The sequence below is a fragment of the Paenibacillus terrisolis genome (assembly GCF_056171975.1).
This window is the reverse complement of the sequence record NZ_JBKFGG010000047.1, coordinates 40,036-52,180: the sequence shown is the minus strand read 5'-3', so window position 1 is coordinate 52,180 and position 12,145 is coordinate 40,036. Positions and strand designations below refer to the sequence as shown.

At 52.0% G+C, this 12,145-nt stretch carries 10 protein-coding genes; 3 read left to right on the top strand and 7 right to left on the bottom strand.

Annotation, left to right across the window (positions count from 1 at the left end):
• Positions 1-1,137 (bottom strand): aminotransferase class I/II-fold pyridoxal phosphate-dependent enzyme (locus tag ACI48K_RS24170; RefSeq protein ID WP_475030198.1); only part of this gene is annotated, 1,137 nt, incomplete at its 3' end.
• A 192-nt stretch (positions 1,138-1,329) separates the two neighbouring features.
• On the opposite strand from ACI48K_RS24170, the gene ACI48K_RS24165 reads away from it, so the two are divergent.
• Together ACI48K_RS24165 and ACI48K_RS24160 are read left to right on the top strand one after the other, a co-directional pair.
• Positions 1,330-1,740, top strand: coding sequence for a hypothetical protein (locus ACI48K_RS24165; protein ID WP_475030197.1), 411 nt, complete (start codon positions 1,330-1,332; stop codon positions 1,738-1,740).
• The gene (locus ACI48K_RS24160; RefSeq protein WP_475030196.1) at positions 1,737-2,804 is read left to right on the top strand and encodes a phosphodiester glycosidase family protein; all 1,068 of its coding nucleotides are present in this window, start codon (positions 1,737-1,739) and stop codon (positions 2,802-2,804) included. The genes ACI48K_RS24165 and ACI48K_RS24160 overlap by 4 nt, the downstream gene beginning before the upstream one ends.
• Before the next feature lie 310 nt (positions 2,805-3,114).
• Here the strand turns inward: ACI48K_RS24160 and ACI48K_RS24155 are convergent, their stop codons facing one another.
• The 5 genes from ACI48K_RS24155 to ACI48K_RS24135 all read right to left on the bottom strand — a co-directional run bounded on the left by ACI48K_RS24155 (position 3,115) and on the right by ACI48K_RS24135 (position 9,017).
• Positions 3,115-3,360: an AbrB/MazE/SpoVT family DNA-binding domain-containing protein gene (locus ACI48K_RS24155; protein ID WP_379320894.1), complete on the bottom strand. Its 246-nt coding sequence runs from the start codon at positions 3,358-3,360 to the stop codon at positions 3,115-3,117.
• 148 nt (positions 3,361-3,508) lie between these two features.
• Positions 3,509-3,973, bottom strand: a complete 465-nt coding sequence (gene trmL / locus ACI48K_RS24150; RefSeq protein WP_475030195.1) for a tRNA (uridine(34)/cytosine(34)/5-carboxymethylaminomethyluridine(34)-2'-O)-methyltransferase TrmL — start codon at positions 3,971-3,973, stop codon at positions 3,509-3,511.
• Between the two features lie 164 nt (positions 3,974-4,137).
• The gene (gene serC, locus ACI48K_RS24145) at positions 4,138-5,226 is read right to left on the bottom strand and encodes a 3-phosphoserine/phosphohydroxythreonine transaminase (protein ID WP_475030194.1); all 1,089 of its coding nucleotides are present in this window, start codon (positions 5,224-5,226) and stop codon (positions 4,138-4,140) included.
• 158 nt (positions 5,227-5,384) lie between these two features.
• Positions 5,385-6,272 carry a hypothetical protein gene (locus tag ACI48K_RS24140; protein ID WP_475030193.1) on the bottom strand — a complete coding sequence of 296 codons (888 nt, stop codon included), beginning with the start codon at positions 6,270-6,272 and terminating at the stop codon, positions 5,385-5,387.
• 15 nt (positions 6,273-6,287) lie between these two features.
• On the bottom strand, positions 6,288-9,017 hold the full coding sequence (locus tag ACI48K_RS24135) for a GH36-type glycosyl hydrolase domain-containing protein (protein ID WP_475030192.1): 2,730 nt from the start codon (positions 9,015-9,017) through the stop codon (positions 6,288-6,290).
• 307 nt (positions 9,018-9,324) lie between these two features.
• Here ACI48K_RS24135 and ACI48K_RS24130 point away from each other — a divergent pair, with 307 nt between their 5' ends.
• The gene (locus ACI48K_RS24130) at positions 9,325-10,335 is read left to right on the top strand and encodes a LacI family DNA-binding transcriptional regulator (RefSeq protein WP_475030201.1); all 1,011 of its coding nucleotides are present in this window, start codon (positions 9,325-9,327) and stop codon (positions 10,333-10,335) included.
• Positions 10,336-10,464: 129 nt separating this feature from the next.
• Here the strand turns inward: ACI48K_RS24130 and glnA are convergent, their stop codons facing one another.
• Positions 10,465-11,889, bottom strand: a complete 1,425-nt coding sequence (gene glnA, locus ACI48K_RS24125) for a type I glutamate--ammonia ligase (protein WP_475030191.1) — start codon at positions 11,887-11,889, stop codon at positions 10,465-10,467.
• Positions 11,890-12,145 lie beyond the last annotated feature (256 nt).

The window sequence follows — 12,145 nt, the reverse complement described above, 5'->3', positions numbered from 1 at the left end:
CTCGGCCGCCCCATGCAGCGCGCGCCGCAGCTGCTGCAGCCGCTTCTCGCCGCCGCGCAGCCAGGCAAGCGGGAGCGTCGGCGTCAGCGTAGCTTCCAGCGAGCCAATCGTAATCACTTCCGCCGCCTTTCCCCTCTTCCCCATCGTAGACCACAGACGATACAATGAAGCCGGGACCTCACCCGCATTCTCCGGTTCCTGGCCTGCTTCCGCCTCGGCCGCTTGCCCGATTTCCGAAGCGCTCCCTGTCTCCGAACCCGCTCCCGGTTTCAAATCCGCCCTGCCTTTTTCTATCCTCGCCGAAGTTCCGCCCGCCGCCAATGCTTCAACCGCGCCTGTTCCGGACTTCGCGTCCAATCTTGATTTCAGTTCCGCCCTTGCCTGCTCCCCTTTCAAGCCTGCATCCATTTCTGCCTCCGCTTCTCCCAGTGGCTCCATAGATCGCGGCTCTGCCCCCATTTCTTTCCCTTCCATGGCCGCAAAGACAAACGAAGGTATCTCCCACGACGTGTCTTCCACGAGCGGCACGCCACGCCGGCCGCAAATCTCCAGCAGCGCCAGCAGCCGCTGCCGGTTCCAACGCCGGCCGGACGGATTGGAAAACTGCGGCGCCACCAGCACAAACGCAGGCTTATACAAGCCGGCCATTCGCCGCAGTTCGTCCGGCAGCATGCCATCCCGGTCGCAGGGCACCGAAACGAACCCGACGCCATGCCGTCGCATCAGCTCCAGCGCTTCGGGAGCGGCCGGCGTCTCCACCAGCACCGGTCCGCCGGCCTTGGTCATGGTCCGCAGCAGCAAATCCAGCGCTCCTTCGATGCTCTCCGTCAGCAGCAGGTTCTGCGGCTCTGTTTGCACCCCTTCGCAGACGCTGTAGGCTGCGGCAAGCCATTCCCGCAGCGGCAAATCCCAGCCTGCTTTCTGGTCTCCCGATCCGGTCTGGATCTCATCAACCCGCTCTCCTTCGGCCAACTTCAATCCTTCCCTAAGCTCGTTCTCCATAGCGGCCCAGCGCTCGCCGCCGTCCCCACGTCGTCCGGCAAGCGATATAATCGGATTTTCCTCAGATGCCCCTCCGGCATTTCCGGCTGTTCTGAGCGGCAATCTCCGAAAAGCCCTAACAAGCCAGTCCTCCATAGGCTCGCCTCTCCCTCTGATTTCTTCTTTACGGTGATTGTACCTTAGGACAAATTTCCCAAACAAGATGGAGGATAATCCCTCTTAACGCTGCAAATTTTGGCGTATTTTCACGAAATCTCTCATTTTTTGCGTGAAAAATGACGTCATGGTAGAATGAAAAATGGAAAAATGATAGGTTGAGGTGATTTTATGTCTTATTCTACGGAGCCTGTGAACGCTGCTGAAATGAAGCGCAACAGGAAAACGCGAAGGCCTTCCGTAGGCTTGATTGTGCTGATTTGGGTATTGCTGATCGGCGCCGGAACTACCGGGGCTCTCTTATATAGCAATCATCTGAAACAATCGATGCTGGACCAGCTTGATGCCAAATGGCAAACCCGCGCGGAAGCCATGCAGGCCGATTACACGTCCCAATTAAAGGCTTTATCCCAAGAAGTAGATGATCTGCAAAGCAAAGTCGATGCCTTTAATGAACTGCTTACTTTTACCAAGGACAACACCAGCCAAAAAACGGATAACAGCAACAAATTATATTCCCAATTAAACGATGTCAAGCAGCAGCTTGCCAAGCTGCAGAAGCAGATGGACTTATTGAAATGATGACTCCGGCTAAACGAATCAACCGTTTTTTTCTGCTGGCAACAGGTCCTTTGCTGGGTTTATGGATGGCCTTGCTCATCGCCGGTCCGCATATCGATTGGCAGGGCGGGCAGGGGAAGATCACGTCTGAAACGAATATCATGAGCCAAACCGCGACGATATCCAAAGGGCTGGATCAGGCGAAAAAAGACGCCGCCACGACGATTTCCTCAATACGCAAAACCGCCGAGTTGTACCATAATACAACTACGACCATGACTGCGATCGTCAAGACGGCGCAATCGGCGGCGACCCGCCCCGAAACGATTTATAACCGGAGAATTACCTCCCGGCTGGGCGCTCCGTTCCAGACGATCCAAAGCAGCAAAATCCGCATCGAGCTCTACAAAGTAAATCCCGGAACATATCACGGGTATGCGATGAAGGTTAAGCTGAAATCGCCCGATGCCATGAAGATGACGCTTGGCAAAGATAAACTTGGGGGCGCGGAGACGACCAAACACGCGGTTGACCGCACCGGAGCGATTGCCGGCATCAATGCCGGCGGATTCGCCGACTCGGGCAGCAAGCGGTATCCGCTGAGCACAACGATTTTGAACGGTAAGTATCTGACCGGATTTGAGCCGTCCTATAAAGATTTATTTTTCGTCGGCTTAAACAAAGCAGGCAAACTGATTGGAGGAAAGTTCCGGCAGGAATCCGATCTGGACAAGCTTCAGCCGAAATTTGGCGCCTCGTTCGTTCCGGTCCTGCTGCAAAACGGGCAGAAAACGACGATTCCGCTGAAATGGCAGCTGTCCCCGCTGCGAGCGCCGCGAACGGTTATCGGAAATTATAAAGACGACCAGTTGCTGATACTCGTCGTGGACGGCTCGGATGAAAACGGGCGCTCGGGCGCAACGCTCGCGGAGCTCCAAAGTAAACTATCCGTGATAGGCGTGCAGAATGCTTACAATCTGGATGGCGGCGGCTCCTCTTCCCTGGTGGTGAATGACCGCGTCGTTAATCATCCTTCCGATGGAGCGCTGCGTCCGGTCCCTACCCACTTTCTGTTCTTCGAATAATTTTTGTATCGTCTATGAAATATATCATAATAAAGATTTATTTTTGGCGTATAGGCGGGTATAATGAGAGCAGAAGTTCAGCGTGGAGGTGTTGGCCTTGTCTTTTTCCTTGACGTTTTGGATTATTGCGCTCGTGCTGGCGATGTTCCTTTGCGGAATCTTGACGGCAGCCTACAACGACGATAAAACCAAAGGCTTATGAATCAATGGCTTCCTCCCGGAAGCTTATTTCTTTATCTTGCATCCGCGCATCCGGGAATAACAAAAAGCATCCGTACACACGGATGCTTTTTGCCGGAAATCATCGGTCCTAGGACAGCTGATTCATTTCGATCAGGCATTGATTGCAAATGGAACGCTCCTTGAAGTCGCTTACGCCTTCCATGGAGCCACAGAATACGCATTTCGGGCGGTATCTTTCCAAAATGATATGGTCGCCCTGAACCAAGATCTCAACGGGGTCTCCCTCGTTCATTTGATATCTCTTTCTTAATGATTTTGGCAGGACGATTCTCCCCAATTGGTCCACCTTCCGGACCACACCAGCTGGCTTCATGCGATGTACACCTCTCCTGAAAATAGTTATGTAAAATAGAACCAAATACCTAATCTATTATAATTCGCTATCGTTTTCAGGATTCCTGCTAATTGCAGGTTTTAATTATTTATTTATTGGAATTTTCGGAATTTTCCCCCGCTTCAGTCTATTCCATCCCCGGGAAATCCAGCTGGCGCAACGCCTCGTACACGATAATGGCCGCGGAATTCGATAAATTCAAAGAGCGAACCTTATCGGTCATCGGCATTCGCATCACCGTTTCGGGATGAGCGCTTAGGATTTCCGGCGCTAGTCCTTTAGTCTCTTTGCCGAACACAAAGAAGTCCCCGTCCCGGAATTCAAAATCCGTATATCTCTTTTTAGCTTTGGTCGTCGCAAAAAAGAAGCGGCTCCCCTTGTACGTTTCTTCCACTTCCTGAAAGGAATCATGATATTCGATATGCACGGCGTACCAGTAATCCAGTCCCGCCCGTTTCATCGTCGCGTCATCCGTTCGAAACCCCAGCGGCCGTACCAAATGAAGATGAATACCCGTTGCTGCGCAGGTTCTTGCAATGTTTCCGGTATTGGCCGGGATTTCCGGCTCCACCAGCACGATATGTAATGCCATGTTGTTCAACACCTCGTTCAAAATGATGGCCTTGCCCTTTTCAAGGGACAGTGCTCTTGTTCCATTATAACAAATTCCCGGACGGGAAAAACGGAAGCTCAAGACATCAACATCATGTCCCGAGCTTCCGATGGAATGTAATCATGCGATTTTGCCTTCCAGTCTTATCCGTGCGTCTTCTGGAATTGGCTCATGAAATCCGTCAGCGCTTTGATGCTATCGTACGGAACGGCGTTGTAAATAGACGCGCGAAGCCCGCCGACGCTGCGATGGCCCTTCAGGCCTACGAAGCCTTCTTTCTCCGACTCTTTGACGAACTGTTTCTCCAAATCCTCGGAGCCCATGCGGAACGTTACGTTCATGATCGAACGGCTGTCCGGCTGGGTGCAGCCTCGGTAGAATCCGCCGCTCGCATCAATAACATTATAGAGGAGATCGGCTTTCTCCCGGTTTTGCTTTTCGATGCCTTCCAAAGCGCCCTGCTCTTCGATCCATTTCAATACCTCGTTCACCATATATATGGAGAAGGACGGAGGGGTGTTATACAGCGAATTGTTCTCGGCATGGGTATCATAACGCAAAATTGTCGGAACATGCTTAGGGGACTCCTTCAGCAGCTCTTCTCGGGCAATTACGACGGTCACGCCGGAAGGTCCCAGATTCTTCTGCGCTCCGGCGTACACGAGGCCAAACTGCGTCAAATCGAACGGACGGCACAGGATATCACTCGACATATCCGCAATCAGCGGTACGCTGCCCGTATCCGGGAACTCGCTGAACTGCGTCCCTTCGATCGTCTCATTGGACGTAAGGTGCAAATAAGCCGCATTTTCGGGAAGCTGCAGGCCGCTGACATCCGGAATCGACATATATTTGTCCGCTTCCGAAGACGATGCGACAAACGTCTCTCCGACGAGCTTGGCTTCTTTAATCGCTTTATTGGCCCAGCTTCCGGACTTCACATACCCCGCCGTTTTGCCTTCGGTCAAAAAGTTCAGCGGCACCATGGCGAATTGTGTCGATGCTCCGCCTTGCAGGAACAGCACTTGATACCCCGATGGACTGCCAAGCAGTTTCAGTAAACGGCTGGCCGCTTCATTGTGAACCCCTTCGTAAACGGCGCCTCGGTGAGACATTTCCATGATCGACATGCCTGTCCCGTGAAAATCGACGAACTCGGCCTGGGCGCGTTCCAGCACTTCCAGCGGAAGCGCAGCCGGACCGGCGTTAAAGTTATACGCTCTCTTACTCATAGTCCCTATCCTTCCCCTTCCATTCCATGTATGGTTCGAAGTTATAATTAGAGACTATCATACCAACTATTCTTTGGTGCATCAACCGATATTTCGCAAATAATTGCAGTTTTACAGAATTGACACATTAACGCTTCATCTTGGTGCAGAGAAAGAGTTTATTCGACAAAAAATTCATAGATCCTAGACCAGCTTTTTTGCTCGCCCGGGGCCAAAACGATTTCGATGAACATTTCCGGCGATATGACATGCCCCATTCCCCAGACCGCCGCAGAGGCGACCTGAAAGCGGCTGAGTTCGCGAACGCCCGCACCGCTGGGACGATGAGCAAGCTCCCATAACCAAGGCACCTGGCTGCCGTCAAATCCCGGGAGCCGGAAGTAGAAATCCCTTTCCGGCTTCCGTTCCCAGGTGACTTCCCGGCCCTCGAAAAGAATGCCTTTCATCGTGCTTTCCTCATCGCTCCAAGGAGAGAACTCAACAGGAAATTTCAATACATAGTCCAGGCCAACCGGTTGCTGATCAATGCCGAGAAAGTTATGGCAGTATTCATTCGTGCGGATTGGTTTGGTTCCCGTATTTTCAAGCCGGTAATCGATGATCAAACGGTTATCCGCGAGCGAAATTCTCTTGACGAGCTTTGCGGCGTATCCCCGGCAGTCCTCGGGTAATATGGTGAAGGAAAGGCTCCCCGGCCCTTCCTGCTCCACCTTGACCTCATACGGCTGCACTTCGTAATCTCCGTAGAAACGGTAATCCGCCTCATCAGGCCGCGTCAGCAGGCCTACGCCAAGCTTGGGGAACCGCTCGCCGATTCCCGCCTCTTCATAACCGATCGGGGCGTTGATTCCAAACTCATTGCATAGTCCCGAACCTCCGGTTCCTTGGCCCGGTACCAGACTTTCCGGAACGCAAAACGTATGATTTCCTTGATTTAGCTTGATTGCCGTGATAAAACCCGTCCAATCGAACCGTGTCCCCCGGTAAGCTTCCCCAATTCCCGCGATTTCTACAGTAAGCTGTTCGTTTTGCAAATTAAACGCCATTCCGCAATCCTCCTGTCAGTAGACCCCAAGGGTAACTTCAATCGTCCGGCTGTCTTCGCTTGGGAGCGAATCAAGAACGGAGCGGCGAAGCAAGCAGCCGTATCCTTTCGCTTCAAAAGCAACCGGTTGCCCATTCAGCGTAACGGAAGTTGCCCGGTATTGTCCATAATCGGCATGCTGCGGATTACGGTAAACGACGTTCAGCATATGTCCGGCAAACAAGGTTTCCACCGCCGCTTCTCCGGCATCGTCAAATTGCTCTCGCAACAGCTTCGGCTCGAGCTGAAGATCGCCGTAATGTCCCTTAACGCCGTACACTTCCGTCAACTCAGTCAACAGCAGCCAACTGGCCGACCCGGTCAAATAAGTATACATGCCCCGGCCCCGCTCATTGATGTACTCCGGAACACCCGGATACATCCGGCTCCGTTCAAAATCGGCGGACAAACGGTAGATCGAATCCATGACCTCGAAGCCTTCTCTGACAAAACCGCGTTTGTACAAAGCGTTGCCGTACATAACCGTCATGTGGCTAAACATAGCCCCGTTCTCTTTATGTCCAAAAGCAAAGCCAAACGCCCGGCCGAGGTTTTGTTGAATTTCGCCGAACCGCGAGTTCAGGCGGAAACCGATTTGGTCGTCTTTAAGATAGCGGTCAACCGCCTTCGTGATCTTGCCGACCTGTTCGTCCGTCGCGATGCCGCCCATGATGCTGAATACTTGGCCCGTCAGCGTCATCCGCACGCCGTTTGGATGGTCGCCTTCCACACGCTGCGCATCATTATTGTAGTAACCGTTGAACCATTCAAACCCTTCCTTGTTTTTGATCCATTCATTTTGGCGCAAATGCTCAAAGCACCAGTTCGCCTTCCGTCTGAGATCTTCGGCCACCTTGCGGATATCGAGCTTCAGCTTGCTGCCGCTGACGGAAGGAACAACGGATTCGTAATAACGGTCCAGCAGGGCCAGTTTATCCGGGATGCTGTCGTAAGATACCGGGGCCTGCAGCGAGTCGAAAAGAACCGCCATCTCTTCAGCAAGCTCCACCGTGTCTTGGCCCGCTGCCTCTTGCAAATAAAGCAGCAGTTCGGAGAGCTCCAGCAGGTTGCTGGCATAAAACGCCGTAAACGCCACACTTTCGCCGCGGGCGGACGCCAGATCCAGCGCGTCGTTCCAGTCCGCGCCTTCCATCCGAATGTTGCCGTGCTCGCCTACGTTAAAGAACGGCACGATATTTTGCAGCAAAATATGTTCCAAAATGGTTCCTTCATACACGCGTCCGTCCGATGTCAGCAGCTTGTTGCCCTGCTCCGGAGTCCAGGAGGTGTCCCTCTCGCGGCAGCGTTTGACGAAGACGTCGCGGAAATATTCCTGCTTCTTCAGCAAAAATTCCAAATCGCCGCTTTGATGGATGTACAGCAGCGTGGTCAGGAACGGCCAAGCGCCATGGTCCATCCAAACCCGCGGGATATTGTTGCGGTCCGCCACGAACTCGCCCGGTTTCGTGCCGATGATCGTTGCGTTGCTTCCATCCATACGCACGCCGGCATAGTTATTATGAAGCAGAAAACCGACTTCCTCAGGCTCCATCACCATGAGAGCCAGGCAGTCCTGCCACAAATCGCGCCACCCCCGGCCGCCGCGGCCGTAATCGTGATAAGGCAGGAACGAGTTACCGTAAAGACGGCGCAGAACCGGCTGCAGGGTAACCCATTTCAGCCACATATCCTGCTCTTTGCTTCCGGAATGGAATGAGATGGTGTCCAGCTTTTCACGCCAATATGCCTCGTTTTGCTTAAGCAGCGTCTCAAACCGCTCTTCGGATAAATACTCCGCAGCGTAGCGAGCGTTATCGATGCGGTCGTCCGAGATAATCATCGCGACGATGTAGGAGGCCGATTTCCCCGGCAATAATTCCGCATCGGCAAAGCGCAAAGCCCCAACCGCTTCATAGCCTTCCAGTTTCGCTTCGGCCCCGGTGCCTGCGGGCAGATTCTTCACTACCGCTTCCGGCCAATCAAACGTGCCGCCTTCACCGATAAAGTCTTCCGCAATCGGGAAAAATCCGGCCGGTGCCGTTCCGCTTCCTTCCGCACCGAGCACGCCGTAAGTCACTTTATTGATGCGATGTCCCCGTTCATCAAAAGACAGCGCAGGCTGCACTTCGATACCGTGCCCGGAGGTGAAAATCCGGTGCAGTAGCGAGGTAACGTGGCGGTGATCCCTCAAGTCGTCCGCCGAACGTCCATAGAGCGGAATTGCGGCGGTTGCCGTAAAGCGGATCGGTGTTGTACCCGTATTGGTCAGTCGTACTCTCATCAGCTCGATTTTGTCTTCGGTCGGAGGAACAAAGCTGACGGTTTCCGCGCGCAGCCCGATAGCTTCGTTTTCACGGGTCAGCGAATGCCATAAAAATCCCGCTTCCATAAAGGAGTGCTCCTTGGCATCGGCAAACAGCGCGGCGTTTTGCTTCGCGGAGTTGCCGCAGACCGACCAGGCGCCATACCCGTCGATGTTCACCCAGAAATTCCGCGATGCTTTGGAATTATGAAGGCTTTCGACGGAACCCGGTTCCAGCAGAAAGGTGTTGTGGTTGGAGGTAATGCTGCCGTGCAAATTCGGTGTAACGGCGGACATCATGCCCGCTTCATTCACCAGGGGAAAATACAAATAACTGTTCAGCTCAGGCTGCTCCAGCTTGAATTTCCCCTCTTCCCCATGAAACTTCCAGCCCTTTTGCGTCATTTTCTCTTCTTCCTCTCAGATTTATTGATTATATAAATTACGAAAGCGGTTTCGTTAATCACATTATCACATCAATTTTTCGGTTTGTAAAGGCGACAATCTTTCACTTTCCAGAGGGGAAATTTCATGACTTTTAGGACCGGTCGCAATCTTGAGACCCCTTCAAAACCCTGTGTAAATCCGAGGGTTTACGATGGTTTCTCACATTATCCAACATTGACGAACGGGATTAAACTCTTTAGAATAATTTACGAAAACAGTTTCGTGAATTTGGCATTTCCGATTTTAAGGAGGCTATTCCTTGGCAATTAATATCAAAACGATTGCGGAAATGGCCGGGGTATCCGTCTCGACCGTCTCCAAAATCATTAACAACTATAGCGAGATTTCCGAAGAAACCAAAGCGAAGGTTCTCGAAATCATGAAGCAGACCGGTTACGTGCCTTCCAATTCCGCGAAAACGCTGGCGACGAGAAAATCGAATCTGATCGGCGTGATTTTTGCCGGCAAGCTAAACATCGATTTTAACCATCCCTTTTTCGTAGAGGTGCTAAGCTCCTTCAAAAAGCAAATGGGCGTGCTCGGTTATGATCTCCTGTTCTTCTCCAACGAGAAGTTTCATGCGGCGGACGGGGATTACCTGGCTCGCTGCCTGCATTACCAAGTCGACGGATGCATTATCGTAACGGGCCAACAGGTAGAACCGTCCATTCGCGAGCTTGACCTCAGCGAAATCCCTTGTATCGGCGTAGACATCCAACTCAAGGGCCAAAACTCAGGATACGTCATGTCCGACAACACCAAGATGGCTTATAAGGTGGTCGAACACTTTTATTTGCAGGGCCATCGCGAGCTTGGGTATATCGGCAGCACTCAGGAGTCCGAAATCTCCAACATGCGGGAGAGCGGCTATAAGGCGGCCATTGAAAGCTTTGGCCTCCCCGTCAACGAGGATTGGTTCATCAACGGCGACAATTTCTTCGAGCCAAGCGGTTATGACGCCATGAACAATCTGATTCTGAACGGCAAGCTGCCGCGGGCGATCTTCGCCGCCTCCGATTCGCTGGCGATCGGAGCCATGCGCGCTTTGAAAGAGCATGAGTACCGGGTACCGCAGGATATCGCGATCATCGGATGCGACGATATCGAAGCGGCACGGTACATTACTCCGTCGCTTACGACAATTCGGCAGAACAAGGACAAAATCGGCAAATTGGCCGCTTCTCTATTGTACGACCTGATCCACGGCCAGTCGGCAACCAGCAGCGTTGTTGTCGAGCCCGAACTTGTCGTCAGAGATTCCTGCGGCAGCGCATAAAAAATAGGGTGCCCCAAAGCCAATTCTTCATTTGGCCAAGGGGCACCTTTTTTGACATTCCTAAATCTAAAAAGCCGGCACCGAAGGGTTTAATTCCTTTGGCACCGGCTCTTGTTTTATAAGTGCGACTTACAGATCGTAATAAAGTCCGAATTCGAACGGATGTACTCTTACGGCTACGGATCTTGCTTCGGCACGTTTGAATTCAACAAAATTTTGGATGAATTCTTCCGTAAATACGCCGCCTTGAGTCAGGAACGAATGATCGGCTTCCAGCGAGTTCAACGCTTCATCGAGCGATCCCGGAACGCTGCGGATTTCCGCTTTTTCTGCGGCGGACAATTCGTAGATGTTCGTATCGAAGGGTCCATATCCCAACTTGATTGGATCGATTTTGTTCTTGATGCCGTCGAGGCCGGCCATCAGCATGGCGGAGAAAGCAAGGTAAGGGTTCGCCGTGGAGTCCGGCGTACGGAACTCGATGCGGCATCCTTTTGGCGTAACGGCCGCTACCGGAATCCGGATCGCCGCCGAACGGTTGCCTTTGGAGAATACCAGGTTCACCGGAGCTTCGAAACCAGGCACCAGACGTTTAAACGAGTTCGTGCTTGGGTTCGTGAAAGCGATCAGCGACGGAGCATGATGCAAAATACCGCCGAGGTAATGCAGCGCGGTTTCGCTCAGGTTCGCATACGCGCCTTTTTCATAGAACAGCGGAGTGTCGCCGTTAAAGATCGATTGGTGAACATGCATCCCGCTGCCGTTGTCTCCGAAGAGCGGTTTTGGCATAAACGTTGCGGTTTTGCCAAATTGCAGTGCCGTGTTGTGCACGATATATTTATAGACCATCAGATTATCGGCCGTTTTCAGCAAAGTATCGAAACGGAAGTTGATTTCCGCTTGACCCGCCGTAGCAACTTCATGGTGATGACGTTCTACGCGAAGTCCGGCTTCTTCAAGCAAGCGGCACATTTCACTGCGGATATCTTGTTGTTTGTCGGTTGGAGCAACCGGAACATATCCGCCTTTGACAGGAACTTTATAGCCCAGGTTTCCGCCTTCTTCGCTGCGGCCCGTATTCCAGAACGCTTCCTCGGAATCAACCGAATAGGAAGTTGTGTTCATGCCGTTTTCGAAACGAACATCGTCAAAGATAAAGAATTCGGATTCAGGAGCAAAAAATGCAGCCGTTCCAACTCCGCTTTCCTTCAGGTATTCTTCGGCGCGAACCGCGATGCTGCGAGGGTCCCGTTCATAACGCTCGCCATCCGGCGTGTAGATGTCGCAAAAAACGTTGAGTGTCGGATGTGCCGTAAACGGATCAACAAACACGGAACCGTGATCAGGCATCATAACCATATCGGATTCTTCAATGCCGCGGAAACCCGGAATCGAAGAACCGTCGAATGCTACGCCGTTGACAAAAGTTTCCTCACTGACTTCTTTAGCTGGAACTGTAACATGATGCGCGCGTCCGGACAAATCAACAAAACGGAAGTCTACCCATTCGATTTGTTTTTCTTGGATTGTTTTTAACACGAATTCTGCTGACATTGCGCTTTCCTCCCCAAATCACGAACATTTAATCTCGTTATTGCGAGTAACGTTCATCCTTTAGTTATATTCTGTCGTCATTATAGAACCATGGGGAAAAGTCGTCAATACTTATGTAAGGTATTTTTATTTACTATGTAAGGTATTATCACGCTTAGTACAAATTTGTGGGCAAAAAGTATAAAGGCCTCCCCGCACAAAGGCGAAAGAGGCCGTTGCATACAGAATAAGCTGCCATAAGCTGCCATAAGGCAAA